Annotated in this window: 29 protein-coding genes; 19 read left to right on the forward strand and 10 right to left on the reverse strand. The window is 68.4% G+C overall.

All coding sequences use genetic code 11. The features are described from left to right. The first annotated feature begins 37 nt into the window (after window positions 1-37). Together sigE and DL991_RS03570 are read left to right on the forward strand one after the other, a co-directional pair. Window positions 38-658 (forward strand): RNA polymerase sigma factor SigE, encoded by a 621-nt coding sequence (gene sigE, locus DL991_RS03565; RefSeq protein ID WP_034313360.1) that lies wholly within the window; start codon window positions 38-40, stop codon window positions 656-658. Beyond that, window positions 655-1,332 carry an anti-sigma factor gene (locus tag DL991_RS03570; RefSeq protein ID WP_125780891.1) on the forward strand — a complete coding sequence of 226 codons (678 nt, stop codon included), beginning with the start codon at window positions 655-657 and terminating at the stop codon, window positions 1,330-1,332. Before sigE ends, DL991_RS03570 begins: the two co-directional genes overlap by 4 nt. A gap of 9 nt (window positions 1,333-1,341) precedes the next feature. On the opposite strand, the gene DL991_RS03575 is transcribed toward DL991_RS03570, so the two are convergent. Further along, window positions 1,342-1,998 (reverse strand): hypothetical protein, encoded by a 657-nt coding sequence (locus DL991_RS03575; RefSeq protein WP_125780893.1) that lies wholly within the window; start codon window positions 1,996-1,998, stop codon window positions 1,342-1,344. Between the two features lie 161 nt (window positions 1,999-2,159). On the opposite strand from DL991_RS03575, the gene DL991_RS03580 reads away from it, so the two are divergent. Together DL991_RS03580 and tatB are read left to right on the forward strand one after the other, a co-directional pair. Then, the gene (locus DL991_RS03580; RefSeq protein WP_125780895.1) at window positions 2,160-3,701 is read left to right on the forward strand and encodes a S1C family serine protease; all 1,542 of its coding nucleotides are present in this window, start codon (window positions 2,160-2,162) and stop codon (window positions 3,699-3,701) included. Window positions 3,702-3,757: 56 nt separating this feature from the next. Next, complete coding sequence (gene tatB / locus DL991_RS03585) at window positions 3,758-4,189, forward strand: Sec-independent protein translocase protein TatB (protein ID WP_125780897.1); 432 nt, start codon at window positions 3,758-3,760, stop codon at window positions 4,187-4,189. 72 nt (window positions 4,190-4,261) lie between these two features. On the opposite strand, the gene DL991_RS03590 is transcribed toward tatB, so the two are convergent. From DL991_RS03590 to DL991_RS03605, 4 genes are read right to left on the reverse strand one after another with little or no spacing between them, the layout of a single operon-like run. Next, the gene (locus DL991_RS03590; protein ID WP_125780899.1) at window positions 4,262-5,407 is read right to left on the reverse strand and encodes an Mrp/NBP35 family ATP-binding protein; all 1,146 of its coding nucleotides are present in this window, start codon (window positions 5,405-5,407) and stop codon (window positions 4,262-4,264) included. 9 nt (window positions 5,408-5,416) lie between these two features. Continuing rightward, window positions 5,417-5,926 (reverse strand): DUF1003 domain-containing protein, encoded by a 510-nt coding sequence (locus DL991_RS03595; RefSeq protein ID WP_125780901.1) that lies wholly within the window; start codon window positions 5,924-5,926, stop codon window positions 5,417-5,419. Next, window positions 5,919-7,226: a magnesium transporter MgtE N-terminal domain-containing protein gene (locus DL991_RS03600; RefSeq protein WP_125780903.1), complete on the reverse strand. Its 1,308-nt coding sequence runs from the start codon at window positions 7,224-7,226 to the stop codon at window positions 5,919-5,921. Before DL991_RS03600 ends, DL991_RS03595 begins: the two co-directional genes overlap by 8 nt. Window positions 7,227-7,270: 44 nt before the next feature. Further along, complete coding sequence (locus tag DL991_RS03605; RefSeq protein ID WP_125780905.1) at window positions 7,271-8,182, reverse strand: aminoglycoside phosphotransferase family protein; 912 nt, start codon at window positions 8,180-8,182, stop codon at window positions 7,271-7,273. Window positions 8,183-8,270: 88 nt separating this feature from the next. Here DL991_RS03605 and DL991_RS03610 point away from each other — a divergent pair, with 88 nt between their 5' ends. Beyond that, window positions 8,271-9,110, forward strand: a complete 840-nt coding sequence (locus DL991_RS03610; protein ID WP_125780907.1) for a slipin family protein — start codon at window positions 8,271-8,273, stop codon at window positions 9,108-9,110. 239 nt (window positions 9,111-9,349) lie between these two features. On the opposite strand, the gene DL991_RS03615 is transcribed toward DL991_RS03610, so the two are convergent. Genes DL991_RS03615 through DL991_RS03625 form a run of 3 tightly spaced genes read right to left on the reverse strand, consistent with a single transcriptional unit; the run spans window position 9,350 to window position 10,759 of the window. Beyond that, a complete protein-coding gene (locus tag DL991_RS03615; protein WP_125780909.1) occupies window positions 9,350-10,003 on the reverse strand; it encodes a DUF4190 domain-containing protein in 654 nt (217 codons plus the stop codon). 49 nt (window positions 10,004-10,052) lie between these two features. Next, on the reverse strand, window positions 10,053-10,409 hold the full coding sequence (locus DL991_RS03620) for a DUF4190 domain-containing protein (protein ID WP_125780911.1): 357 nt from the start codon (window positions 10,407-10,409) through the stop codon (window positions 10,053-10,055). 32 nt (window positions 10,410-10,441) lie between these two features. Next, a complete protein-coding gene (locus tag DL991_RS03625; RefSeq protein WP_125780913.1) occupies window positions 10,442-10,759 on the reverse strand; it encodes a DUF4190 domain-containing protein in 318 nt (105 codons plus the stop codon). A gap of 157 nt (window positions 10,760-10,916) precedes the next feature. On the opposite strand from DL991_RS03625, the gene DL991_RS03630 reads away from it, so the two are divergent. From DL991_RS03630 to DL991_RS03655, 6 genes are all read left to right on the forward strand, one after another. Further along, complete coding sequence (locus DL991_RS03630; protein WP_125780915.1) at window positions 10,917-12,113, forward strand: acyl-CoA dehydrogenase family protein; 1,197 nt, start codon at window positions 10,917-10,919, stop codon at window positions 12,111-12,113. A 60-nt stretch (window positions 12,114-12,173) separates the two neighbouring features. Further along, entirely contained in the window at window positions 12,174-12,689 is a 516-nt protein-coding gene (locus tag DL991_RS03635; RefSeq protein ID WP_125780917.1) for a general stress protein, read from the forward strand. A 225-nt stretch (window positions 12,690-12,914) separates the two neighbouring features. Further along, the gene (locus DL991_RS03640; protein ID WP_125780919.1) at window positions 12,915-14,237 is read left to right on the forward strand and encodes an ABC transporter substrate-binding protein; all 1,323 of its coding nucleotides are present in this window, start codon (window positions 12,915-12,917) and stop codon (window positions 14,235-14,237) included. Beyond that, complete coding sequence (locus DL991_RS03645; RefSeq protein WP_125780921.1) at window positions 14,234-15,184, forward strand: carbohydrate ABC transporter permease; 951 nt, start codon at window positions 14,234-14,236, stop codon at window positions 15,182-15,184. Before DL991_RS03640 ends, DL991_RS03645 begins: the two co-directional genes overlap by 4 nt. Then, window positions 15,184-16,026 carry a carbohydrate ABC transporter permease gene (locus DL991_RS03650; RefSeq protein ID WP_034313318.1) on the forward strand — a complete coding sequence of 281 codons (843 nt, stop codon included), beginning with the start codon at window positions 15,184-15,186 and terminating at the stop codon, window positions 16,024-16,026. The genes DL991_RS03645 and DL991_RS03650 overlap by 1 nt, the downstream gene beginning before the upstream one ends. 3 nt (window positions 16,027-16,029) lie before the next feature. After that, window positions 16,030-17,208 carry an ABC transporter ATP-binding protein gene (locus tag DL991_RS03655; protein WP_125780923.1) on the forward strand — a complete coding sequence of 393 codons (1,179 nt, stop codon included), beginning with the start codon at window positions 16,030-16,032 and terminating at the stop codon, window positions 17,206-17,208. A gap of 81 nt (window positions 17,209-17,289) precedes the next feature. Here DL991_RS03655 and DL991_RS03660 read toward each other — a convergent pair whose 3' ends face one another. Then, a complete protein-coding gene (locus DL991_RS03660; RefSeq protein WP_125780925.1) occupies window positions 17,290-18,639 on the reverse strand; it encodes an MFS transporter in 1,350 nt (449 codons plus the stop codon). A 118-nt stretch (window positions 18,640-18,757) separates the two neighbouring features. Between DL991_RS03660 and DL991_RS03665 the strand changes: the two genes are divergently transcribed. The 8 genes from DL991_RS03665 (at window position 18,758) to DL991_RS03700 (ending at window position 26,361) form a co-directional block, all read left to right on the forward strand. After that, the gene (locus DL991_RS03665; protein WP_125780927.1) at window positions 18,758-19,243 is read left to right on the forward strand and encodes a MarR family winged helix-turn-helix transcriptional regulator; all 486 of its coding nucleotides are present in this window, start codon (window positions 18,758-18,760) and stop codon (window positions 19,241-19,243) included. Between the two features lie 58 nt (window positions 19,244-19,301). Continuing rightward, window positions 19,302-20,240, forward strand: coding sequence for a hydroxymethylglutaryl-CoA lyase (locus DL991_RS03670; RefSeq protein ID WP_125780929.1), 939 nt, complete (start codon window positions 19,302-19,304; stop codon window positions 20,238-20,240). Beyond that, window positions 20,237-20,962, forward strand: a complete 726-nt coding sequence (locus DL991_RS03675) for an enoyl-CoA hydratase/isomerase family protein (RefSeq protein ID WP_125780931.1) — start codon at window positions 20,237-20,239, stop codon at window positions 20,960-20,962. The genes DL991_RS03670 and DL991_RS03675 overlap by 4 nt, the downstream gene beginning before the upstream one ends. Next, window positions 20,959-22,146 (forward strand): CaiB/BaiF CoA-transferase family protein, encoded by a 1,188-nt coding sequence (locus DL991_RS03680; RefSeq protein WP_125780933.1) that lies wholly within the window; start codon window positions 20,959-20,961, stop codon window positions 22,144-22,146. Before DL991_RS03675 ends, DL991_RS03680 begins: the two co-directional genes overlap by 4 nt. Next, window positions 22,147-22,914 (forward strand): enoyl-CoA hydratase/isomerase family protein, encoded by a 768-nt coding sequence (locus tag DL991_RS03685; protein ID WP_125780935.1) that lies wholly within the window; start codon window positions 22,147-22,149, stop codon window positions 22,912-22,914. Then, on the forward strand, window positions 22,914-24,512 hold the full coding sequence (locus DL991_RS03690; protein ID WP_125780937.1) for an AMP-binding protein: 1,599 nt from the start codon (window positions 22,914-22,916) through the stop codon (window positions 24,510-24,512). The genes DL991_RS03685 and DL991_RS03690 overlap by 1 nt, the downstream gene beginning before the upstream one ends. Then, a complete protein-coding gene (locus DL991_RS03695) occupies window positions 24,512-25,483 on the forward strand; it encodes a nitronate monooxygenase family protein (protein ID WP_125780939.1) in 972 nt (323 codons plus the stop codon). Before DL991_RS03690 ends, DL991_RS03695 begins: the two co-directional genes overlap by 1 nt. Before the next feature lie 116 nt (window positions 25,484-25,599). Then, window positions 25,600-26,361, forward strand: coding sequence for an NPP1 family protein (locus DL991_RS03700; RefSeq protein WP_125780941.1), 762 nt, complete (start codon window positions 25,600-25,602; stop codon window positions 26,359-26,361). Window positions 26,362-26,368: 7 nt separating this feature from the next. Here DL991_RS03700 and DL991_RS03705 read toward each other — a convergent pair whose 3' ends face one another. Beyond that, window positions 26,369-26,569 carry a PspC domain-containing protein gene (locus DL991_RS03705; protein WP_034313416.1) on the reverse strand — a complete coding sequence of 67 codons (201 nt, stop codon included), beginning with the start codon at window positions 26,567-26,569 and terminating at the stop codon, window positions 26,369-26,371. Window positions 26,570-26,642 lie beyond the last annotated feature (73 nt).

Below are 26,642 nucleotides of genomic sequence, written 5' to 3' on the forward strand. Positions count from 1 at the left end.
CGCCCGCGTTGGGTGGAGTAGTTGGGAGAAGACGCTGATGGAGGTGCCTACTTCCCCGATGCAGGAAACGATGCAGGACCAGCACGCGGACCAGGTCACGCCGGTGACGGTGGACGAGGCCGCATGGACGCCGCCCTCGTGGGACGAGGTCGTGCGTGAGCACGCTGACCGCGTGTACCGGCTGGCATACCGCCTGACCGGTAACGCCCACGACGCCGAAGACCTGACGCAGGAGACCTTCATCCGGGTCTTCCGCTCCCTCGCGTCCTACAAGCCCGGCACGTTCGAGGGCTGGCTGCACCGCATCACCACGAACCTCTTCCTCGACATGGCCCGCCGCCGCTCGCGCGTGCGGATGGAAGGCCTCCCCGAGGACACCGACCGCATCGTCGGTGACGACCCGAGCCCGGAGCAGGTCTACTCGGACACCCATCTCGACCCGGACCTGCAGGCCGCGCTCGACGAGTTGCCGCCCGAGTTCCGCGCCGCGGTCGTGCTGTGCGACGTCGAAGGCCTCTCGTACGAGGAGATCGGCGCCACCCTCGGTGTGAAGCTCGGCACCGTGCGCAGCCGGATCCACCGCGGCCGCCAGGCGCTTCGCGCCTCTTTGGAGCGTCGTCGCGCCGCGGCGCAGGAGTCTGCGAAGGTGGGGGTATGACCGCACCGCGAGGTTGGGGGCTCCCCGAGTCGCATCTTCTTCCGGACGCCATCGTCGCCTTCGTGGACGGCGAGCTGTCCCTCGGCGCCCAGGACAGGGCTTCGGCGCACCTCGCCCGCTGCCAGGCGTGCGCGGCCGAGGTCTCCGCGCAGCGCCAGGCCGTCAACGCCGTGAAGCAGGCGGGAGCCCCGTCGATGTCGGCGGGTTTCCTGGCCAGCCTGTGCTCCATCCCACAGAACACCGAACTTCCCGGCACGCCGGACAACCTGGCGATGACGGCCGACGGCCAGCTGGTGGCCATCCAGCGGCCCGACAGGGTCGCCGGCCTTCGTGACACCGGAGTGCTGGGCGGGACCACCCCGTTGGGATCATCGGCGCCGCTGGGCCAGTCGCCGAACGTCCTCGGCGGCGGACGTTTCGGCGTCGCCCGGCGGAAGTACGCGCAAGGCGCCGGCGTCGTCGTTTCGGGGCTGGTGCTGAGCGCCCTCGCCCTCGTCGCGACCTCGGGTGACGGCAGCGAAGAACAGCCGAACACCGGCTTCACCCCGCCGCAGGGGGTCAACGCCGGTCTGCTGCCCGCGCAGCTGGGCGGCGGCACCCAACCGGAACCGCCGCGCAGCCCCGCGCCGAGCCCGAGCACGTCGAGCGCGCCCATGCCCGTCTCGGCCCGCTGATCTGCTTCGTCAGGGTTTGACGAAGCAGATCGTCGCGCTCTTGAACTGCGAAGTCCCGTAGCTGGCGTAGGAGATGACCTCCGCGGTGCCTTCCGCGCACGGACTGTTCACCACGCTCATCTTCGGGAAGACCTCACTGATCCTCAGCCGCGCCGAGCCACAGTCCTTCAGAGGCGGCGGCGTCTTGGTCTCGATGTCGTCGAAGCACAACCCGACCTTGGCGTTGATCGCCAGGCACAGGGCGACGCCGTCGCCGCGTACCGGCCTCGGGACGGCGTACTTGTAGAAACCGTCCTTGCAGTTCCAATCGCCCTTGTCGACGCCGGTGAGGCTCACCGCGTAGGGCGCTTGCGGTGAATCGCACGGCGTCTTGACCGCGTCGGCCTCCTTGCCGGATCCGGTCAGTACCACGCAATCGCCTTCGGTGAGGGCTTTGGCCTGCTTCTCCGGCCCGGCAGCCGCCTTCATCACGAAGATGAAGCCGATCCCGCCGCCGACCACGACGAGCGCGGCGACGAGCAGCAGCACTTTCACCTTGGTGGACAGGCCCTTCTTCTTGGGCGGCTGCTGCGGCCAGCCCTGGTGCTGCGGCCACTGCTGCTGCGGCCATTGCTGCTGCTGAGGGACGTTCTGGGGCGGAAAAGGAGCCCCCGGGTTCTCCGACATGCCCGTTAGACTGCCAGACGTGAGACATGGTTGCCTCAAGTGTCACACTTCTTGGCCGATCCGGGGAATCAACGCGCACTTCACCGTGGTCACGGCAGAATCCAGGACGAGGCTTGGCGTACTCTCGCGTCCGGCCAACCTGATCTCAGCCCCGGGGAATGATGACCGAGCAGCCGAACGCGAATCCGCAGCAGCCTGGTGACCCGGCGGGGAATCGGCTGGCGCCGCGCCCGCTGGCCAGGCCCGCCGTCGATCCGGCGCAGGCGGCCACGTTCGGCAGGCCGCGTGGCGTCGACGGCGCCTTCGACAAGCTGTACCAGCCCGGCACGAACGGGCAGGCCGCGCCGGGTCTGAACCTGGCACCCCCGACGCCGGAATCGCTCGCCGAGGCCTTCCGCCGCCCGCCGGGTGCCGAAGGTGTCGTGCTCGAGCGGCCGCAGGGGACCAACGGCTCCGAGTCGTCCGTGAATGGTTCGGAAGCTCCGCTCTGGACCACGACCTCGGACCCGTGGCGCGACCCCGGCTCCGGTGCGGTGCTCGCCGGACCGGCCGTCCAGCAGGACTCGGAAGAGGAGAAGGACGCGAAGCGCCCGCAAGGTGCGCTGCTGAGCCTTCCGGAGGTCCTCTTCGGGCGCCGCGTGCAGACCAAGGCGCTCGCGATGCTCGCCGCCGTCGCGCTGGTCATCGGCGCCGCCGGCGGGCTGATCGGCTGGTGGTTCGCCGACACCGGCAGCGAACTGACCGGCCAGGCCAGCATCTCCGAAGCCGACGCGGCCAAGGAACGTCCGGGGGGTTCGATCGCGGACATCGCCCACCGGGTGGCGCCCGCCGTGGTGTCGCTCGAGGTGTTCAAGCCGGGCGCGGACGCAGGCCAGCAGGGTTCCGGCGTCGTCATCGACACCCAGGGCTATGTGCTCACGAACGAGCACGTGATCTCCGCCGCGACGGCCGACTCGGCCACCAAGGTCACCGCCGTGTTCTTCGACGGCAGGCGCGTCGAGGCGAAGGTCGTCGGCTCCGATCCCAAAACGGATCTGGCCGTGGTCAAGGTCGACGTCGACAACCTGACCGCGTTGCAGGTCGGGAAGTCGTCCGACCTCGCCGTCGGCGACTCGGTGATCGCCGTCGGTTCGCCGCTGGCGCTGCAGAACTCGGTCACCGCCGGCATCGTGAGCGCGCTCAACCGCCCGGTCACCGCCGGCGGCGACGGCGGCAGCGCGCCGGTGATCTACGAGGCCATCCAGACCGACGCCGCGATCAACCACGGCAACTCGGGCGGCGCGCTCGTCGACGCGACCGGCGCGCTGGTCGGGATCAACTCCGCGATCCGCTCGTCCAGCGCCGAAGGCGGCAGCATCGGCATCGGATTCGCCATCCCGAGCGACTACGCGGTGAAGATCGCGAAAACACTGATCAAGGACGGCAAGGTCGTCCACCCCGACATCGGCATCAACGCTTCGTCCACCGTCGCGGGCTCCAGCACCATGGGCGCGCAGGTCCGCAATGTGGCCCCGGGCGGCCCGGCCGCCTCGGCCGGGATCAAGGAAGGCGACGTCATCACCGAAGTCGGCGGACGGCTCGTGCGCGACTCGGCGGAACTGCTCGTCGCGGTCCGCGCGCGCGAAGTCGGCGAAGTGGTCCCTGTCCGCCTTGTCCGGGATGGGTCTTCGCTTGTGGTGGACGTGAAACTGGCCTCGGACTAGCGAGTTCGGCCGGGGTACCCTGAACGGGGAAGACGCCGAGGCGGAGGTTCACACGGGTGTTCGAGAGTGTCGGCTGGGGCGAGATCCTCATCATCGTCGTCGCGGGTCTTTTCATCCTCGGTCCGGAACGGCTGCCCGAAGCGGCGGCCTGGATGGCGAAGAGTGTCCGCAAGGTCCGGGATTTCGCGACCGGGGCCAAGACGCAACTGCGCGAGGAAATGGGCCCGGAGTTCGATCAGCTGCGCAAGCCGCTGGAGGACCTGCGGGGCCTGCGGAACTTCGACCCGAAGCGGGTCGTCACCCAGCACCTGTTCGACGGTGACACGGATCCGCTGGGGCTCAACAACGTCAACGGCACCAATGGTGCCGCCAATGGGACCAACGGTGCCAACGGGGCTGCGAAGCCCAACGGTTACCCGGCGACGGCTTCGCAGCCGGAGCCGCTGAAGCCGGGGGAGCGCCCGCCGGTCGACCCTGACGCCACCTGACCAACCCGCAATTCGTCACCTACTTGCGATGGATGAACACCGCAAGTAGGTGACTAATGGCGAAGAGGGTGGTCAGCGCCCCGCGGGGGTGACGTTCAGCATCATCCCGGCCAGCCCGCGCGCCCGGACGGTCAGCTTCTTCGCCGCCTCCTTGAGCACGAGCGACGCCGGCGCGTCCGGTTCGGCCAGCACGATCGGTGTGCCCGCGTCGCCGAAGGTGACCACGCGCGGGTCCATCGGGATCTGCCCCAGCAGCGGCACGGTCGAGCCGACCGACTTCGACAGCGAGTCGGCGACGGACTGCCCGCCGCCGGCCCCGAAGATCTCCATCCGCTGGCCGTCGGGCGTTTCGAGCCACGACATGTTCTCGATGACCCCGGCCACCCGCTGCCGCGTCTGCAACGCGATCGCGCCCGCGCGCTCGGCCACCTCGGCGGCCGCCTGCTGCGGGGTGGTGACGACCAGGATCTCCGCGTTCGGGATGAGCTGCGCCACCGAGATCGCGATGTCGCCGGTGCCCGGCGGCAGGTCCAGCAGCAGGATGTCGAGGTCGCCCCAGAACACGTCGGCGAGGAACTGCTGCAGCGCGCGGTGCAGCATCGGTCCGCGCCACACGACGGGCTGGTTGCCCGGGGTGAACATGCCGATCGAGATGACCTTCACGCCGTGCGCCTGCGGCGGCATGATCATGGTGTCGACCTTGGTCGGCTTCTCGTGCGTGCCGAGCATCCGCGGCACCGAGTGCCCGTAGATGTCCGCGTCCACCACGCCGACGGAAAGCCCGCGCTCGGCCATCGCGGCCGCGAGGTTCACCGTCACCGAGGACTTGCCGACGCCGCCCTTGCCGGACGCGACGCAGTAGACCCGCGTCATCGAACCCGGCTGCGCGAACGGGATCACCGGTTCCGTGGCGTCGCCGCGCAGCGATTTTCGCAGTTCCGTACGTTGCTCGTCGTTCATGACGTCGAGCTCGACCTTGACCTCGCTGACGCCGGGGAGCTTCGCGACGGCGTCGGTCGTGTCCTTGGTCAGCGTCGCCTTCAACGGGCAGCCCGCGACCGTCAGGTAGATCCCGACGGTGACCACACCGTCCGAGCCCACCTCCACGCCCTTGACCATGCCGAGGTCGGTGATCGGCTTCTTGATCTCAGGGTCGTACACGGCCTTCAGCGCGGTGCGGACATCGTCGACGCTGGGGAGTTGCTGCGTACTGGTCACCCCACCATGTTACGTACCGGTAGCGGCGCGGTCGGGTTTGGCCTTGCGCGGCTTGGCATCAAGATCTTCACGGAGCCGGTCGAGTTCGCCCCGCAGGAAGTCCCGGGTGGCGACCTCGCCGAGCGCGATCCGCAGCGACGCCAGCTCCCGGGCGAGGTATTCGGTGTCCGCCTTGGTCTGCTCGGCGCGGTTCCGGTCTTCCTCCAGCGAGACGCGGTCGCGGTCGTCCTGGCGGTTCTGCGCCAGCAGGATGAGCGGCGCGGCGTAGGCGGCCTGGGTCGAGAACGCCAGGTTCAGCAGGATGAACGGATACGGGTCCCAGCGCAGGGAGACCGCGACCAGGTTCAGCACGATCCAGACGATGACGGTCAGCGTCTGCCAGAACAGGTACTTGCCGGTGCCGAGGAACCGCGCGACCCGTTCGGTGAGCCTGCCGAAGGTGTCCGGATCCAGGTTCAGCCGGAACCGGCCTTGGCCACGGGGCTGGTCGAGCCGTCGCCCGGAGGTCAGTTCAGGCACGTTCGGCCTCCTCGCTCTCTTCGGCGATCTCGCCGGTGATGTCGTGCAGCCCGGTTTCGCGCCAGTCCTCCGGCAGCAGGTGGTCGAGCACGTCGTCGACGGTGACCGCGCCGAGCAGGTGGTGCTCGGCGTCCACCACCGGCCCACAGGTGAGGTTGTAGGCGGCGAAGTATCGGGTGACCTCGGACAAGGTCGCGTTCGGCCGTAGCGCGGGCAACTGGGTGTCGACGGCGCTCGCCACCATCTCGGCGGGTGGTTCGCGCAGTAGCCGCTGGAAGTGGACGACACCGACGAAGCGGCCCGTCGGCGTCTCAGTCGGCGGGCGGCTGACGAACACCATGCTCGCCAGCGCCACCGGGAGGTCGGCGTTGCGGATGTGCGCGAGCGCTTCCGCGACGGTGGCGTCCGGCGTCAGCACCACCGGTTCGGGGGTCATCAACCCGCCCGCGGTGTCGGACGAGTACTCCAGCAGCCGTTTCACCGGCGCCGATTCCTCGGGCTCCATGAGTTCCAGGAACCGGTTCTGGTCGGCGGGTGCCAGTTCGGCCAGCAGGTCGGCGGCGTCGTCGGGGTTCATCGCTTCGAGGATGTCGGCGGCCCGTTCCTCGGCGAGGTAGGACATCAATTCCTTCTGATCGTCCTCGGGAAGTTCCTCGATGAGGTCGGCGAGGTGCTCGTCGTCCATCGCGTCGGCGACCTCGTGCCGCCGTTTCAGCGGCAGATCACGGACCGTGGCGGCGATGTCCGCCGCGCGCATGGTGTCGAACAGCATCAACAGTTGAGCGGCGCCCTGGGTCTGGCCGGTCAGGTCGGTGAGCCCCAGCCCGGACACCTCCGACCACGGCAGGACCTGCATCGGCGCGCGCCGCCTGCCGAGGCCGAGTCTGCTCGACCGTTCGCGGATCGCGAGTTTCGCGAGCACCCAGTCGCGCGTTCGCGTCGGCTCCATGCCGGCGTCGACGACGGTGACGCGGGTTTGCGAGCCCGCGAGCGTCGCGTACGCGTCGAACAGCTGCCCGACCACCAGCACCTCGTTGGGCCGCTGATGGAATCGCCGCATGTTCACCGATCCGGTGGCGAGCGTGACCGCGCTTGGCTCGATCGAGGTCACGCGCAACATCGGCACGAACACCCGGCGCCTGGTCGTCAGTTCGACCACGATGCCCAGGATCCGCGGCGGCTGCTGATCGAGGCGCAGGCCCGCCACCACGTCCCGCACCTTGCCGATCGATTCGCCATCGGGTCCGAAAACCGGCAAACCGGCCAGCTGAGCTGCGAATACCCTGTTCACGGCTGCCATGCCCGAAGGTTATCGGCTCCCGGGGCGGGAGACGATTCGTGTGATCACCGCAATGCCCAGGCGGCGATTCCGGGAACGGCGGCGTAGGCCGGGTCTTCGGCGAGGGTTTCGGGCGACTCGCCCTCGGCGAGGTCTTCGTGGAGCCAGATCCAGTTCTGCACCGCGCGGACGAGCGTCCACGCGCGCGTGCGTTCGGCGTCCACCTCGGCCGCCGCGGCGAACCACGCGATCTTTTCGTCCATTGTGGACTCGTTCGCCCGGTTCCAGAGGATCGAGATCGCGCCGAACTCGAGATCCCCCGAAACCGGCTTCGGGTCGATCACCAGCCACGGTTCGCGTTCCCCGGCGAGGACGTTCTCGAAGTGCAGGTCCTCGTTCACCATCAGCTCACCGGCTTCCGGTCCGAGGTTCACGCAGATTTCCACGGCCGCGTCGAGGTACTTCCGGTCGAACGGTTCGCCCAGTTCGCTCCAGGACTCCGGGAGTTCGGTGACGAGCTCCGCGGCTTCCTCGCGAAGGGAGCGCCGCAGCGTCTCGGGAGCGGGGACGGCCAGCCGTCGCGCGATCGCGCCGACCGTCTCGACGGCCTGCCGGATCGGCTCCGTTTCCAGCGACCGGGTGGCGTCGAGCCGCTCCAGGAGCAGCACGCCGTCCTCGAGCACGTTGTCGTACATCAGGACCGCGCCCTGACCGGCCCAAGTGGACAGTGCGAGCGGTTCGTCGTCGGATTCCTCGTGCGGCCAGCCGAGTTTGAGGATCGCGGGGGAGCCGTCCGCGCGGCGCACAGGCTGCGCGACGCCGACGAACCCGTGCATGGCCTCGCCGTCGTAGTCGAGCTGCCACTTGGCGGTGTACTCCTCGGCGAGGAACGGCAGCGAATCGAGCCATTCGGCGGCTCCGGGGCCGAGTCCGGCGGCGCGGTCGAGGAACTTGGGCGGGATCTTGAAACCGGTCACGAACCCACCTTGGCAGGTGCGTCCACCGTGTTTCCTCCGTGACCCGCCGGGCGTACCGTGAACAGTGAGAACAACCCCGGGAGCAGCCATGGTGGTGGAGATTCTCAGTGCGGTCGCCGTCGCGGGCGGTGCTTGGCTCGCGGCCAGCCTTCGTGTGGTGAAACAGTACGAACGCGGCCTCGTGTTCCGGTTCGGGCGGGTGCGCGCGAACATCCGGCAGCCCGGGCTCGCGCTGCTGGTGCCGTTCGCGGACAGACTGCAGAAGGTCAACATGCAGATCGTCACGATGCCGGTCCCCGCGCAGGACGGAATCACCCGCGACAACGTCACCGTGCGGGTGGACGCGGTCGTGTACTTCAAGGTGATCGACCCGGTGCTGGCCGCGGTCAACGTGCAGGACTACCGCTCGGCCGTCGGCCAGGTCGCGCAGACCTCGCTGCGGTCCATCATCGGCAAGAGCGACCTGGACGACCTGCTGTCCAACCGCGAACGGCTCAACGAGGGCCTGGAGCTGATGATCGACAGTCCGGCGCTGGACTGGGGCATCCACATCGACCGGGTCGAGATCAAGGACGTCGCGCTGCCGGAGTCGATGAAACGCTCGATGTCACGCCAGGCCGAAGCCGAACGGGAACGGCGCGCGCGGGTCATCTCGGCCGACGGGGAACTCCAGGCGTCGTACAAGCTTTCGCAGGCGGCCGCGACCATGGCCGACACCCCGGCGGCGTTGCAGCTGCGGCTGCTGGAGACCGTCGTGCAGGTGTCGGCGGAGAAGAACTCGACGTTGGTCCTGCCGTTCCCGGTGGAGCTGCTGCGCTTCCTCGACGCGAATACGCCGAAGCGGGAGGCGCCGCCGGTTTCGCAGGACAACGGTCAGGTGGCGCCCCCAGCGCCCCGGGAGCCGGGCGATGTGGAGCAGCGCCCCTAAGGGCATGGAGAAGCCCCAGGCGCTTGCATCAGAGGCACACGGGGGCGTTCGTCACTGACGGTGGCATCCAGGTGCCGTCCGTCGAGACCGAAGAGACCACGGTCTGGAACCTGCTGTCCGAACCCGGATGGCTCCCTATCTCGAGGTGCTGCTTCGTAACGCTCTGGATCGGTGCCTCCGCGAGCATTTTCGCGAGGATCAGTGTGGTATTCCGTGGTTCTTGCTACCGGCTTCCGTCGCTAATCCAGCTCGCCCCGCATGCCGAGGATGATGAAGGTCCCGCCGAAACCGACCCAGAGCGCGAGGACGATGTAAGCGATGATCACCGCCGCGAGCGCCATGCCGCGTCCGCCCGCTTCGCCGCGGTTCGCCTTCGCCAGCCCGATGTGGCCCAGGATCAGGCCGACGATCACGGTCACGCACGAGCAGAGGCCGATGATCGAGCACACCAGTCCGGCGATCGCCATCCCGTTGTCCTGCGATCGCGGGGGCGCCGCCATCGCGTACGGGTTGTACGGCTGCGGCGACGGATACGCGACCGGCAGCGGCGCGGGCGCGTACACCGGGGGAATCGGCGGGCCCGGAGCCGCGAACGGCGGCGGAACGGGCTCGGCGGTCAACGGGTCGATGGCCTGCCCGTACGTCTCGGCCGGAACCGGAACGGAAGGCGGCTCGGGAGCGGGAACAGGGTCCGGGGCAGCAGCCGAAGGGGGCTCGAACGGAGCGGGCGGCTCGAACGGCGGGGGCGGCGTGAAGGGCGCCGGCGGCTGGAACTGCTGCGGTTCCACCGGGCTTGCCGCAGCGTCAGAAGAAGCCGCAGTCGGGTCCGAGAAGGTGTTCGAGTCGGTGTAGGACGACGTCGACGGTGTGTCCTGAGAGTCGGAACTGCTCATCCGGTTGGCCCCCTGGTTCGTGCGGGACACCACCGTATCCGGGGACGGGTCACGACACGCTCGCGGCTCCGAGCGCGAGCACCGCGAACACGAACCACAGGATGACGGGGATCAGCCACAGCCCGGTGACGACGTACCCGACGACCATCCCGGCCTGCGCCATGCCCTGGCCGCCCGCTTCGCCGCGTTTGGCCTTCGAGAGCGCGATGTGCCCGAAGATGATCCCCAGGATCGCGGGGAAGCACATGACCAGCCCGATCAGCGAGCACACCAGCGACGCCACCGCCATGCCCTGATCCGGCGGCCGAACGTAGGCGTAGGGCTGGGCGTAGTACTGCTGAGGCGGCGGCTGGTACGGCTGGAGACCGTAGGGCTGCTGCTCGTACGGGTCGTGCGGATTCGTCATGTCGGTCCCCTCGTAGGTCGAGGACCGTATCGCTAACGGAAAGCGCCGTGTTTCGCGGCGATGTTCAGCGCGACCGGGATCGCGATCGCGTACAGGATGATGATCAGGTAGCCGACGACGAACGCGGCGAGCGCCATGCCCTTGCCGCCCGCTTCGCCGCGCCGGGACTTCGCGAAGGCGACGTGGCCCATGACGATCCCGGGGATCACGGACACCAGTCCGATCAGCCCGAAGAGTGAAAAGATCAGCGCGGCCATCGCCAGGCCGGAGTCCTTGCTCCGCGCCGGTGGCTGATTCGGGAAGACGTACTGCTGTTGCGGCGGGAATCCGCCAAAGGGCTGCTGAGCCATGTTCGTCCCCCTCGGACTGTGATCGGCTTGTCACGCCTACGCCATGGTCACGGATGGCGTACGCGTGACTGCGCTCATAGCGAGGTCTCCGCTCAGGCGTCATACTCACCGGTAACCCAGCGCCGGGAGCCCGGTGCGCGCGAATTTAGGAGCAGCGATGGCTCGCCTCGCCCAGACCGCCGGCTTGACCGACGTGCAGTCCGAGATCCTGGCCACGGTCCGCCAGTTCGTGGACAAGGAGGTCATCCCGCGCGCGCAGGAGCTCGAGCATTCCGACACCTATCCCGCCGACATCGTCGAGGGGATGAAGGAGATGGGCCTGTTCGGGCTCACCATCCCGGAGGAGTACGGCGGCCTCGGCGAATCGCTGCTGACCTACGCGCTCGTGGTCGAGGAGATCGCGCGCGGCTGGATGAGCGTCTCCGGTGTCATCAACACGCACTTCATCGTGGCGCACATGATCAAGCAACACGGGACGCCGGAGCAGAAGCAGCACTTCCTGCCGCGCATGGCGACCGGTGAGGTCCGCGGCTCGTTCTCGATGTCCGAGCCGGATCTCGGCTCCGACGTCGCCGCGATCAAGACCCGCGCCCGCAAGACCGACGACGGTTACGTCATCGACGGTTCGAAGATGTGGCTGACCAACGGCGGAAGCTCCAACCTGATCGCGCTGCTCGTCAAGACCGACGAAGGCGCCGAGAAGGCCCACCAGAACCTCACCACGTTCCTGGTCGAGAAGCCCGAGGGCTTCGGCGAGGTCGCTCCCGGCCTCACCATCCCCGGCAAGATCGACAAAATGGGCTACAAGGGCGTCGACACCACCGAAGCCGTGTTCGACGGCTACAAGATCGGTGCGGACAAGGTCCTCGGCGAAGCGCCGGGCAAGGGCTTCGCGTACATGATGGACGGTGTCGAGGTCGGCCGCGTGAACGTCGCCGCCCGCGCCTGCGGCATCGCGATCCGCGCGTTCGAACTCGCCGTCGAGTACGCACAGCAGCGCAAGACCTTCGGCAAGGCGATCGCCGAGCACCAGGCGATCGCATTCAAACTCGCCGAGATGGCCACCAAGGTCGAGGCCGCGCACCTGATGATGGTCAACGCCGCCCGCCTCAAGGACTCCGGCGAACGCAACGACGTCGAAGCGGGCATGGCCAAGCTCATCGCCAGCGAATACTGCGCCGAGGTCACCCAGGACTCGTTCCGCATCCACGGCGGCTACGGCTACTCCAAGGAATACGAGATCGAGCGCCTCATGCGTGAAGCGCCGTTCCTGCTCATCGGCGAAGGCACCAGCGAAATCCAGAAGACCATCATCAGCCGCGGCCTGCTCCGCGAGTACAAGTCCCGCTCCTGAACGTTCGCGCCTTTCGCCCGTCCTTGAGAAGATGGACCAGGACGGGCGAGAGGTGATTACGTGAGTGCTCCCTTTGGCGGAAGCGGCAGGGCCGCGGGTGGGCTGCCCAGGCTGCCGACACCGCCTTCAGGCTGGCCGATCGGTTCCTACGCGACGTACGGCGAAGCCCAGCAAGCCGTCGGTTTCCTCGCGGAGAAGGAGTTCGGGGTCGCCGACGTGACCATCGTCGGCGTCGACCTGATGCTCGTCGAACGCGTCGTCGGCCGGCTGAGCTGGGGCCGCGTGCTGGGCACCGGCGCGGTGTCGGGCGCGTGGTTCGGCCTGATCATCGGGCTACTGCTCGGCATGTTCAACAACCAGGGTTTCGCCTGGCAGCCCATGATCGGCGGGCTCTTGCTCGGCATCCTGGCGTGGACGGTCTTCGCGGCGATCAGCTACAGCATGTCCCGCCGCGACTTCTCCTCCGCGAGCCAACTGGTCGCCGGCCGCTACGACGTGCTCTGCCAGCCGCGTTCGGCCGAACAGGGGCGTGAGCTCCTCGCCCAGCTGGCGTTGGGCGGCCGCCCCGTGCGATGACATTCGGCGGTACTCGTTCACCTGTTCGTCGTGCGGTCCGCTGAATCGTTACCGATACTGCTTGCGGGCGGTGATCGCCCGGAATAGGTTGCACAACACCAGTCGGGCGGTCGCGTACTCCAGCGTGTCCGCCCGAGCACTAGCACGTCGGGGTGCTGGCGCGCGGGCTTCTTCAACGCGTCCTAGTGCCGCCGCTTCCCGAGCGTGCGCGGGTGAGGAGGCCTCATGGGGAAGAGGATGAGCGCGAGCCGGAGGGGCCGCTCACCAGGCCGCGCCGGCTCGTTACTCGGCGCGACAGCGCTGACGGCCGGTTTACTGGCGGGCTGTGGTTCGGATGCCGGACTCAAGATCAACGTCTACTACGCGCCGGAAGACAACTTCCAGTCCGTTGTGGACGATTGCACCAAGGCCTCTGGCGGACGCTACGAGGTCGTCTACAACAAACTTCCGCGACCGGCCGACGGCCAGCGGGAACAGATGGTCCGGCGCCTGGCCGCCGGGGACGATTCTCTCGACGTACTGGGGTTGGACGTCACCTGGGTCTCCGAGTTCGCCGAGGCGGGCTGGGTCGACGAATGGACGGGTGAGGCCAAGGCGGAGGCGACCGCGGGTGTCCTGCCGGGACCGCTCGAAACCGCCACGTGGAACGGAAAGCTCTACGCGGCGACCAAGAACACCAACGTCCAGCTGCTCTGGTACGACGACCGGCTGACCCCGACGCCGCCGAAGACCTGGGACGAGATGATCCAGCAGGCGCAGGCGCTCAAGGCGCAGGGCAAGCCGGCGAACGTCGTGTTCACCGGCGCGCAGTACGAAGGCCTCGTCGTCATCTACAACACGCTCGTCGAATCGGCGGGCGGCAAGATCCTTTCCGACGACGGAAAATCGGTCGTGATGGACGAGGGCGCGGTCAAGGCGCTGGAGATGCTCAAGAAGGTCACCACGGCCGGGATCACCGACCCGTCGCTGACCAACTCGAAGGAGGACGAGGTCCGCCAGGCGTTCCAGCGCGGAAACGCCGCCTTCGAACTGAACTGGCCGTTCGTCTACGCCTCCTACGCCAAGGAGAAGAAGGACGAGCTGAAGCATTTCAAATGGGCGACCTATCCGCGGTTCGAAGCGGACAAGCCCGCCAAGACCACGATCGGTGGCTACAACCTGGCGGTCAGCTCGACTTCGAAGCACAAGGCCGAGGCCTACGAAGTCGCGCTGTGCCTGCGCAACGAGAAGAACCAGAAGTTCTCCGCGCTCAAGGACGGTGTCCCGCCGACGATCGAGTCGCTCTACACCGACACGGTCCCGCTCGACGCCACAGCAGGCGTCAGCGACGACAACCCGAGCATGGACACGAAGTACCCGATGCGGGAAACGATCCTGGACGCGCTCAAGGACGCGGCGGTGCGCCCGCTGACCCCGGCGTACCAGAACGCCTCGACCGTGTTGTCGAAGGTGCTTTCCCCGCCTTCTGAAATCGATCCGCGGAAGACGGCGGAGAAACTGAAAGAAGAGCTCGCCGACGCGCTCGAGTCGAAGGGAGTGATCCCGTGACCGTGCAGGAAGCCGCCGGTTCGGCGACCGCGAGCAAACCGGGCAAGAAGAAGAAACCCGCGCTCAGTGAGGGAAAGAAGGCCGAGCGCAGACTCGGGCTCTGGCTGTGTGCCCCGGCGGCGTTCGTGATGATCGCCGTCACCGGCTATCCGATCATCTACTCGATCTGGCTTTCGCTGCAGCGCTACGACCTCAGGTTCCCGGCGCAGCAGGAGTTCGTCGGCCTCGACAACTACATTTCGGTGCTGTCCAACGGCTACTGGTGGACGGCGTTCGGGACGACGATGGGCTTGACCATCGTTTCGGTGGTGATCGAGTTCGTCCTCGGCATGGGCCTGGCGCTGATCATGCACCGGACCCTCGTCGGACGGGGCCTCGTGCGGACGGTCGCCCTGATCCCGTACGGCATCGTGACGGTGGTCGCGGCGTTCTCCTGGTACTACGCCTGGACGCCGGACACTGGTTATCTGGCCAACCTGTTCTTCCCGGACAGCGCGCCGCTGACCGAATACTGGCCTTCGCTGGCGATCATCGTGCTGGCCGAGGTGTGGAAGACGACGCCGTTCATGGCGCTGCTGCTGATGGCTGGGCTGGCGCTGGTGCCGGACGACCTGCTGAAGGCGGCGGCGATGGACGGTGCGACCGCGTGGCAGCGGTTCACCAAGGTGATGCTGCCGGTGATGAAACCGGCGATCCTGGTGGCGTTGTTGTTCCGCACCCTGGACGCGTTCCGCATCTTCGACAACATCTTCGTGCTCACCAACGGCGCGCAAGATACGTCTTCGGTGTCGATGCAGACCTACAACAACCTGGTCAAGGGGTTGAACCTCGGGATCGGGTCGACGATGGCGGTGCTGATCTTCATCACGGTGGCGATCATCGCGTTCATCTTCATCAAGGTGTTCGGCACGGCCGCACCCGGCAGTGACAATGGGGGTAAGCGCTGATGGCGATCGGTGGAGCGGTCACTCCCGGCCGCAAGTTCAAATGGGGCCTCGTCGACATCCTCGTCCTGGTGTTCGCGCTGTTCCCGGTGCTCTGGGTGGTCTCGCTTTCGTTCAAGACCAAGGAGACCCTGGACGACGGGAACTTCATCCCGTCGGAATGGACGTGGCAGAACTACGCGGACATCTTCGAGACCACGGAGTTCATCAGGGCACTGGTGAACTCGATCGGGATCGCGATCATCGCGACGGTGATCGCGGTCGTCCTCGGCACGATGGCGGCGTACGCGATCGCGCGGCTGGACTTCCCGGGCAAGCAGGTGCTGGTCGGGATGTCGCTGCTGATCGCGATGTTCCCGCAGGTGTCGCTGGTGACGCCGCTGTTCAACATCGAACGTGAGCTGGGGCTGTTCGACACCTGGCCGGGGCTGATCCTGCCGTACATCACGTTCGCGCTGCCGCTGTCGATCTACACGCTTTCCGCGTTCTTCCGGGAAATCCCGTGGGAGCTGGAAAAGGCGGCGAAGATGGACGGCGCGACCCCGGCGCAGGCGTTCCGGAAGGTGATCGCGCCACTGGCGGCACCGGGGGTGTTCACCACCGCGATCCTGGTGTTCATCTTCTGCTGGAACGACTTCCTGTTCGCGATCTCGCTGACCTCGACCGAGGCCTCGCGCACGGTCCCGGCGGCGCTGTCGTTCTTCACCGGGTCCTCGCAGTTCGAAGACCCGACCGGGACGATCTCCGCGGCCGCCGTGGTGATCACCGTCCCGATCATCCTGTTCGTGTTGTTCTTCCAGCGTCGCATCGTGGCGGGGCTGACGTCCGGTGCGGTGAAGGGCTGACCCATGGCTGAAATCGTTCTCGAAAAAGTGTCCAAGAAGTACCCCGACGGCGCCCTCGCGGTGTCCGAAGTGGACATCACGATCGCCGACGGTGAGTTCATCATCCTGGTGGGTCCGTCCGGCTGCGGGAAGTCCACGACCTTGAACATGGTCGCGGGCCTGGAGGACATCTCCTCCGGCGAACTGCGGATCGACGGCCGGCGCGTCAACGAGAAGGCGCCGAAGGACCGCGACATCGCGATGGTGTTCCAGTCCTACGCGCTGTACCCGCACATGAGCGTGCGGGAGAACATGGCGTTCCCGTTGCGGCTGGCCAAGGTCGACGACAAGATCGTGCGTGCGAAGGTCGAAGAAGCCGCGCAGATCCTCGACCTGACCGGACATCTGGACCGCAAGCCGGCGAACCTGTCCGGCGGGCAGCGGCAGCGCGTCGCGATGGGGCGGGCGATCGTCCGTAACCCCAAGGCGTTCCTGATGGACGAACCACTGTCCAACCTGGACGCGAAGCTCCGCGGCCAGATGCGGACCTCGGTGTCGAAGATCCAGAAACAGCTGGGCACGACGACGCTCTACGTCACACACGACCAGACCGAGGCCATGACCCTCGGCGACCGGGTCGTCGTGCTGCGGGCGGGCTACGTGCAGCAGATCGGGTCGCCGCAGTTCCTCTACGACAACCCGGCGAACCTGTTCGTGGCCGGGTTCATCGGCAGCCCGTCGATGAACTTCGTGCCCGCGACGCTGGAGAACGGGACCGCCCGCAGCGCGCTGGGCGACATCCCGCTCACCGACCGGGTGCGGCAGCTGGTCGAGGCCGCGGACGCGCCGCGAGAGGTCATCGTCGGCATCCGGCCGGAGCACTTCGAGGACGCCGCGCTGGTGGACGCCGCCGCCCGTCAGGGTGCGATGTTCACCGCCCACGTCGACGTCCTCGAGTCGATGGGTTCGGAGAAGTTCGCGCACTTCACGGTCGAAGGTGAGGCCGCGTCGTCGTCCGACCTCGCGGATCTCGCCGCCGACAGCGGATCCTCGGACGTTCCCGGTGCCGAGTCGCAGATCGTGGCCCGCCTCTCGGCGGCGTCCTCGGCGGCGGAGAACCAGAACGTGGAACTGTGGTTCGACGCGGACAAGATCAAGCTGTTCGACGGGGCCAGCGGCAAGAACCTGACCTACACCGAGTAGGCGCCGGTACACGGTGGGCCGGGTGGGTCGTGAGTGGCGATTCGGGTTCTAACCCGAATCGCCACTCACGACCACCTGTACCTAGCGCTTCTCCTTCAGGTCGCTCGCTCGCACGCCGACCAGGAGGACGACCACCGCGAGCAGCACTATCCCGCCGCTGATCTGCAGCCCGAGGGAAAGACTGCCGGTGGAGGACTGGATGAAGCCGAGCAGCGACGGTGACGCGGCGGCGGCGAAGGAGCCCATCGAGGTGACGACGGCGATGCCGGTCGCGGCCGCGCGGTCCGACAGGTAGATCGACGGGATCGAGTAGAACACCGTCAAGCCCGAATAGTGTGCCGCCGCCAGGACGGCGAGCAGGATCACGACCGCCACCACGTTGCCGTGGGAGAAGGAGATCGCGAACATCGTGAGGGCCGCGATGATCCACGCCGTCGCGGCGTGCCAGCGCCGTTCGAGGGTGCGGTCGGAATGCCGTCCGACGAGCAACATCGCGCCGATGCCGACCAGCGGTGGCACGGCGGAGAAGAGGCCGAGGTTCAGCACGTTGCCCACCCCGGCGTCGGCGATGATCCTCGGCGCCCAGAACGAAACGGCGTTGGCCAGGGTGTACGCGCCGCAAGCGCACAGCCCGAGGATCCACACCTTGGGGTCCTTCAGCGCCACGCGAAGCCCGGCGTGGGTCTGCGTGCCGCCCTTGCCGCCCTTGAGCCGCTGATCGGCGTCGAGATCGGCGCGGACCGCGGCCTTCTGCGCGGGAGTGAGCCAGCGAACCTGCTCTGGCTCGTCGGCGAGCCAGAACAACACGACGAGGGCGAGCAGGATCGGCGGGATTCCCTCGATGAGGAACAGCCATTGCCAGTCCGCCAAGCCGGCGACGCCGCCGAGCGAATGCATGATCCCGCCGGAGATCACCGAACCGACGATCCCGGAAACCGGCACCCCGATGAAGAAGATCGCGGTCATGCGGGTCCGGCGGGCGGACGGGAACCAGCGGGACAGGTAGAAGAGTGCCCCGGGGAAGAAGCCCGCTTCGGTGACGCCGAGCAGGAACCTCGCCACGTAGAAGGTGAACTCGTCCTGGATGAACATCGTCGCCACGGTCACGGCACCCCAGGACGCCATGATGCGCACGAGTGACTTGCGGGCTCCGATGCGTGCCATCAACGCGTTGCTCGGCACCTCGAAGAGGATGAACCCGATGAAGAACACCGTCACGCCGAGGCCGTAGACCGCGGGGCCGAAGCCGAGATCGCGTTTGAGGCCCTCCTGCGCGATTCCGATGTTCGTCCGGTCGATGAAGCTGACGATGTAGCAGATCACGAGCAAGGGCATGATCCGCAGCGCGATCGCGCGGTAAGTGGCGGGGCGGTCGACCGACGCGGTGTCCGGCACGGCCGGCTGGTCGGTGGAGGGACTGGAATCGGCCACGGTGTTCGACTCCCTTGTCGAGGTGCGTGTGCCGCCGCGGGGTGCGGCGACGACGCGTAGCATGCGCTCCAGTGTTGATACTGTCAACAGTCGAATGATGATCGGTAGGATGCCCGGCATGACCGAACGTCCGGATGGACACGAGCTCGTCCCGATCTCCCGGCTGCTCTCCTACCGACTCTCCCGCACGTCGGCCGCGCTGTCGCGTTCGGCGGCGCTGCGCTATCGCCGGGAGTTCGACGTGAGTCTCGGCGAATGGCGGGCGATCGCCCTCATCGCGGCCGACCCGACGCTCACCTTGAATCGGCTGGCTCGTCGGGCGGGGCTGGACAAAGCCCAGATGAGCCGGGTGGTCGCCAAGCTGGTCGAGCGCGGATTCGTGAGCCGGACGGCGGCCTCGCGCCGCACTTCACGGCTGGCGTTGACCGAGGACGGTCTCGCCGTTTACCGGGGCCTCATCGTCGCCGCGAACGAACGCGACGCGGCCTTCCTCGGCATCCTGACCTCGGAGGAGACCGAAGTTCTCGAGCGCGCCCTCGACAAACTCGCCGACGCCGCGCTCGCCGTCGAGCAGGAGGAGCGCGAGCGTGACGAGAAACCCTAAGTGTTGACATTATCAACTGTCGGCGAGTAGTTGTGGAGTCACCAGAGGAGGTGACTCGATGACCGACGAGGTCACTGTTTGTGAGTGCTTCGCCAGGGACGGTCTGCAACACGAGCCGGAGTTCGTCCCGACGGCGACGAAGGTCGCCCTGCTGGAAGGTTTCGTCCGCGCGGGATTCACGCGAATCGAGGCGACGAGTTACAGCCATCCGGAGCGGGTCCCGGCGTTCTCGGACGCGAGCGACGTCCTCGCCTCGCTCGACCGGCGGCCGAGCGTCGCCTTCAAGGCGACGTGCCCCAATCCCCGCGCCGTGCTGCGCGCGCTGGACGACCTCGAACGTGGTGCGGGGGCGGAAGAACTGAGCCTGCTGGTCTCCGCCAGCGAGAGCCACACCGAGCGGAATCTGCGCACCACCCGCGACGCGCAGTGGGAGCGGGTCACGGAGATGGTTCGCCTGGCGGACAAGCGTTTCCGCCTGATCGGCGTGGTGTCGGTCGCGTTCGGCTGCCCGTTCGAGGGCGCCGTGGACCCGGGGCGGGTCGCCGAGGACGTCGCCCGGTTCGCCGACCTCGGCGCCGACGCGGTGACCCTGGGCGACACCACCGGCGTGGCGACGCCGAAGAGCGTGACCGCACTGTTCGAACGGCTCGGCCGGGCCCATCCCGCGCTGCCGCTGATCGCGCACTTCCACAACTCGCGGGGCGCGGGTATCGCCAACGCGGTCGCCGCGTTGGACGCGGGCTGCCGCCACTTCGACAGCGCGATGGGCGGTGTCGGCGGCCACCCGTCGTCGATCGGCTACGGCGCCGGGCTGACCGGGAACGTCTGCACCGAGGACCTCGTCGACCTCTTCCACGCGATGGGTGTCCGAACCGGACTGGACCTCGACGCACTCGCCGAGTCGTCCGCCGCCTGCGAGGAAGCCCTCGGCCGTCCGCTGTACAGCATGGTCGCGCGAGCCGGTTTCGCCCGCACACAAGGAGAAAGCCGCCGATGACCGTCACCCTGCTCACCGAAGACCGCGACCGGGTCCGGATCCTCACGCTCGACCGGCCGGAGAAGCTCAACGCGCTCGACACCGCCCTCACCCTGGCGCTGCGGGACGCCCTCGACGACGCCGACCGCGATCCCGGTGTCCGCGCCGTCGTCCTGACCGGCAACGGGCGCGGATTCTGTGCCGGCGCGGACCTTTCCGAGTTCTCCGCCCTCACCCCCGACCAGCCCGGCGCTGTGCTCGAACGGGCGGCGCTGACCGCCGGACTCCAGACCCGGATGCAGCGGATGGGCACCCCGGTCGTCACCGCGGTCCGCGGCGCGGCCGTCGGCGGCGGGGCAGGCCTCGCGATCGGCGCCGACATGGTCGTCGCGGGCGACGATCTGCGCTTCGGCTACCCGGAATTGCGGCACTCTCTCGTCCCGGCCCTGGTGATGACCGGCCTGGTCAGGCATCTGGGCCGCAAGCTCGCGTTCGAGCTGATCAGCACCGGCAGGCTGCTCACCGCTGCCGAGGCCTTCGAACACGGCCTGGTCAACCGGGTGGTCGCTCCCGAGGACGTCCTCACCGCGGCACTGGAGATCGCCGGGACATGGGCGGCCGTCGAGCCACGGGCCCTGAGCGCGGCCAAGGACCTGTTCTACCGGGTCGGCGATCTGCCGACCGACGCCGCGATGCGCGCCGGACAGGACGTCAACGCGCTGATGCGGGGGTTCCGCCGGTGACACCGCCACTCGAGGGCATCACCGTGCTCGACTTCTCCCGCGTGCTGGCCGCCCCGATGGCCACGCAGATCCTCGGCGAACTGGGCGCGACGGTGATCAAGGTCGAACGGCCGGGCTCCGGCGACGAGACCCGCGGCTTCGAACCCCGGCTCCCTGCCGGGGAAAGCGCCTACTTCTTCGCCGTCAACCGGGGCAAGCGTTCGGTGACCCTCAATCTGAAGGATCCCCGCGGGCGCGACGTCGCCCGCCGCCTCGCGGCCCGCGCGGACGTCGTGGTGGAGAACTTCCTGCCCGGCACCATGGACGGACTCGGCCTCGGGTACGCGGAGCTGGCGGCGGACAATCCCGGTCTGGTGTACGTGTCCGCCACCGGGTTCGGGCAGACCGGTCCGGACAGCGCCCGCAAGGGTTACGACACCGTTTTCCAGGCCCTGTCCGGAATCATGGCGATGACCGGTGAACCGGACGGTCCGCCGGTCAAGACCGGGATCCCGGTGGCGGATCTGACTTCGGGACTCTGGGTGGTCATCGCCGCGCTCACCGGGCTGGCGGGACGCGGCGTCACCGGACGCGGCCGTCACCTGGACGTGTCGATGATGGACGTGCAGCTCAGCCTGCACGCCTTGAACGCCGCCCGGCTGTTCGCCCTCGACGAGGACCCCGCGCCGACCGGCAGCCAGCACCCCGGTCGCGTCCCGTCCGCCGCGTTCCAGGCCGCGGACGGCCGCTGGGTGCACATCAGCTGCAGCGACCAGCACTGGCGTGACCTGTGCCGGGTGCTCCGCCTCGACGAACTCGGCTCCGACCACACGCTCCGGGACAACGCGGGACGAGTCGCGCAACGGGACCGGGTGATGACCGCGTTGCGCACCGCGATCGCTTGCCGTGACAGCGACAAGCTGGTCGAAGAGCTGCGGGCGGCCGACGTGCCCGTCGGTGAGGTGCGCGGCGTACGCGAGGCACTGGCCGATCCGCATGCGCGAGCGCGTGGCGTCGTTGGTGCCTTCTCCCATCCCACCGAAGGCACGTTCCCCGCGCTCCGCACCCCGTTGCGGGAGACGGGCGCGCGGCCACCGGACACGGCCAGTCCGCCGATGCTGGGCGCCGACACCGACGCCGTGCTCGCGGAGGCGGGCCTCGGCACGGACGAGATCGCCGCCCTGCGCGGCGCGGGGGTGATCTGAATGGACGAGCGGATCCGGCTCGACATCGCCGACGGGATCGCTCGGCTGCGGCTGGCCCGCGCGGCCGCGCGCAACGCCGTCGACCTGCCCCTGTGCCTTGAGCTACGCGCGGCTTTCGAGGAGATCGACGCCGACGAGTCGGTCCGCGTCGTCCTGATGTCCGGAGAGGGCCCGGTCTTCTGCGCCGGTGCCGACCTCAAGGAGCGTGTCGGCAAGGACGCCTCGTGGGTGCGCCGCCGTCGCGTGGCCTCGTTCGCCGCCTACGCCGCCATCGAGGCCTGCCGCCGTCCGGTGGTCGCGCTGGTGCACGGTGCCGTCGTCGGTTCGGGTGGCGAGATCACCCTGGCCGCCGACTTCGCCATCGCCGCCGAGGGCACCACGTTTCGCTTCCCCGAGCCGCATTGGGGCACGATCGGCGCCACCCAACGGCTCCCGCGCGCGATCGGACCACGGCGGGCCAAGGAACTGCTGTTCACCAACCGCCCGCTGGACGCGGCGGAAGCCCGCGAGCTCGGGCTGGTCGTACGGGTGGTCCCGTCGGAGGAGCTGACCGAGGTCGGCCTCGAGACGGCGCGGAGCATCGCCAAGGCGCCACCGGGAGCCATCGCGCTGACCAAACGCGCGGTGGATCTCGGCGGCGAAACCGACCTCGACCGCGGCATCCGCATCGAAATGGCCGCGATCGAACAGAATCTGGACACTGGTGACTGGCGTGCCGGTCTTGACCGCTTCCGCGGCCGCTCCACCACGCCCGAGGAGACAGAGTGATGGACCTGCGCACCGTTTGCCCGCTCACCGCGCACGAGGCGCTGGAGCGCGCCGCGATGACCGCTCCGGATGTCGAAGCCGTCGTCACCGCCGACGCGCGGATCACCTACGGCGAACTCGCCGGGCACGTCGTGCGGATCAGGGCCGCGCTGGTGGCACACGGTGTCGGGCGAGGAGACCGGGTCGGCGTCTGCCTCGGCAACGGGCCCGACTGGGTCGCGCTGTTCGTCGCGATCGGCTCGCTCGGCGCCGTCACCGTGCCGGTCAACACCCGATGCACCGCGGACGAGGTCCAGTACATGCTGGCCAAGGCGAAGGTCTCCACGCTCTTCGTCGCGGACCGCGTGCTGCGCGTCGACTTCATCGCGATGCTGCGCGAACTGGGCCTCGGCGCCGATGGGCGCTGCGCCACGCTGCCCGACCTTGCCTCCGTGGTGGTACTCGGCACGGACGTGCCGGACGGGGTGACGGCGTGGGCGACGTTCCTCGCCGCGGCAGGCGGTGCTGTCCCGGCCACCGCGGAACCGGACGACGTCCTGCTCGTGCAGTACACGTCGGGCACCACGTCCCGGCCGAAGGGGGTCCTGCTGACCCACCGCGGCATGTGCGCCAACGCGTACTTTTCGGGCGCCCGGCTCGGTTTCCGCGCCGCCGACCGGTTCCTCAGCGCCCGGCCCTTCTTCCACGTCGCCGGAAGCACCTTGTCGGTGCTCGCCTGCCTCCAGCACGCCGCCACCCTGGTGACCATGGCCAAGTTCGAGGCCGGGGAAGCGTTGCGCCTGCTGGAAAAGGAACGCTGCACGCACTTCTCCGGCAACGACACCATCGCGATGCTCCTGCTCAACCATCCCGACCGCGCCGCACGGGAACTCCATCTGCGCGGCGCTTGGGTCGCCGCCTCACCGACGGTGATCCGGCGCGTGATCGACGAGCTCGGTGCCCGCGAATGCGTTGCGGGATATGGCCTTTCGGAGGCGTCGCCGAACGTCGCGCAGTCGTGCTGGTGGGAAGCGGAGGAGATCAGGGCGTCCGGCGCGATGGCCGTAGAACCCGGGGTGGAGGTCCGAATCCGCGCGCTCGACGGGGATCAGGACTGCGCTCCCGGCACCCCCGGCGCGATCCTCGTCCGCGGCTGGAACGTCATGCGCGGCTATCTCGACGCGCCCGAGCAGACGGCCGCGGCGATCGACGCCGACGGCTGGCTGTCCACCGGGGACGTCGGCCTGCTCGATCACACCGGCAGGCTCCATTTCACCGGGCGCACGAAGGACATCATCCGCGTCGGCGGGGAAAACGTCGCTCCCGCCGACATCGAGGACGTCCTGCATCGCCACACCGCGGTCCGGCAGGCCGCCGTGGTCGGCGTGCCCGACGAACGGCTGATCGAGGTCCCGTTCGCGTTCGTCGTGCTCCGCGAGCCCGACGCGGTCACCGAAGAGGAACTCCTGCGCTGGGCGAAAGTCCACATGGCGGGCTTCAAGGTGCCGCACCATCTGCGGATCGTCGACGGCTTCGAAGGCATCGGCATGACCGCGAGTTCGAAGGTGCGGAAGAACCAGCTCGCGGCACACGCTCGCACCCTGTTGGGGCTTGCCTGATGAGCCGGATCCCGACCGCCGTCACCGAACTGCTGGGCATCGAGCTGCCGATCGTGCAGGCAGGGATGTCCTGGGCGTCGTCGTCCTCGGCGTTGCCGCTCGCGGTGAGCAACGCGGGCGGCCTCGGTGTCGTCGCCGCCGGGCCGATGCGGCTGCCGGACCTGGCCCGCACCCTCGGTGAGATGGCTGACGGCACCGACTCGCCGTGGGCGGTGAACCTGCCGCTGTACCGGTCGGGTGCCGACGAGGTGATCGAGTTGCTGCTCGCGCGGCGCCCACCGGTGCTGATCGCCTCGCAGGGCGGTCCGCGGCGCTACCTCGACCGTTTCCACGACATCGGGACGATCTGCCTGCACGTCGTCGCCGGTACAGAGCACGCGCGGAAGGCCGTGGACGCCGGCGTCGACGGGCTCGTCGTGGTCGGCGCCGAGGCCGGGGGACATCCACCGCCGGGCCTCGTCACGACGTTGGTCCTCACTCGCGCGGTCGCGACCGCGGTGCCGGGCACCCCGATCGTCGCGGCCGGAGGCCTCGCCGATGGTGCCGGACTCGCCGCGATGCTCGCCCTCGGCGCGGGCGCCGTCCAATTCGGCACGCGATTCCTCGCCAGCGCCGAAGCCACCGTGCATCCCGGGTACAAGGACGCCGTGGTCGCGGCCGACATCGGCTCGACCCGCACGGTCGGCCGCGGACTCGGCCTGATCAGGGCGCTGGCCAACGACTTCACCGACCGGATGACCGAACTCGAGGACCGCGCCGCCGATCTCGAACAACGACGCGGCGTGTTCGCGGCCTCGACCCTGCGGGACGCCGCGCTCGACGGCGATCTGACGAACGGCAAGGTCGAAGCGGGTCAATCGGCGGGGCTGGTGACCGACGTCCTGCCCGCGGCCGTCATCATCCGGCGGATCGTCGACGAGTACCGCGCGGTCGTCGATCAACTGCCCCGTGCCGACGTCACCGATCCGTAGAATTCGTCCACTTCGGACATCCGGATTCCGACCTTCGGCGGTTTACGATCACCGGCCGATCCGGGACCCTCAGCCCAGCGCGCGGAACACCGAGACCGAGCGAAGGGGCGCCTGCCTTGACGAAAAAGCTGCCACGCCGTCTCCTGCAGGGCCTCATCGGAGCGGTCCTCATCACCACACTCGCCCCGGCGGTCGCCTGGGCCGAACCCCCACAGGCCCTGCCGTCGAACGCGACGGAGGCCGACAGCACCTGGCAGCCCGCGTTCGACTACGACACCGACGGCTGCTACCCGACGCCCGCGATCTCGCCGACCGGCGCGGTGGCCACCGGCCTCAAGAACTCCGGGGCCCTCAACGGTCAGTGCCGCGACCGATCGGACCTCGACAACACCAACTCCTACGCGCGGTCGAAGTGCAACAACGGCTGGTGCGCCCACCTGTACGACCTCTACTTCGAGAAGGACCAGGCCGTCCCCATCCTCGACTGTTGCGGGCACCGGCACGACATCGAACACGTCGTCGTCTGGGTCAACGAGGGCCAGGCCCGGTACGTCTCGACGTCCGCGCACGGGAACTACTCCACCTACGACCGCTCCAAGGTCTCGTGGGAGGGAACCCATCCGAAGATCGTCTATCACAAGGACGGCGCGAGTACCCACTGCTTCCGCATCGCGAGCGCGACCGAACCGCCGGAGAACCACTACAACGCCTGGCAGTACCCGGACCTCGTCAGCTGGGACCGATTCCCGCCCGGGATCCGCGACACCCTCGTCCGCGCCGATTTCGGCAGCGCGAGCCTGGCGATCAAGGACGGCTCCTTCGAGTACAACCTCGGCAAGGCCAAACCGGCGGGCATCCCCTTCGATCCGAACGCCTGAGGCCGGCTCAGTACTCGCTCTCGGGCAGGGCGAGCCACAGCACGAGGTAGACGATGAACTGCGGGCCGGGCAGCAGGCAGGACAGCACGGCGAGCAGGCGGACCTTGCCCGGCGTGGTGCCGAAGCGTTTGGCGAGACCGGCGCAGACGCCGCCGATCATGCGGCCCTGGCGCGGTCGGGTCAGGCGGGCGGCTACGGGGTTCGTCACGGTTCTTCCCTCTCGGTCGTCACGTTGTGTGAAACCCATTCTCGTCTCGTGACGGCCGCACCGCATCCCACCG

Origin of the sequence: Amycolatopsis sp. WAC 01375, assembly GCF_003947325.1 — a bacterium.
In the GTDB taxonomy this organism is placed as follows: Bacteria; Actinomycetota; Actinomycetes; order Mycobacteriales; family Pseudonocardiaceae; genus Amycolatopsis.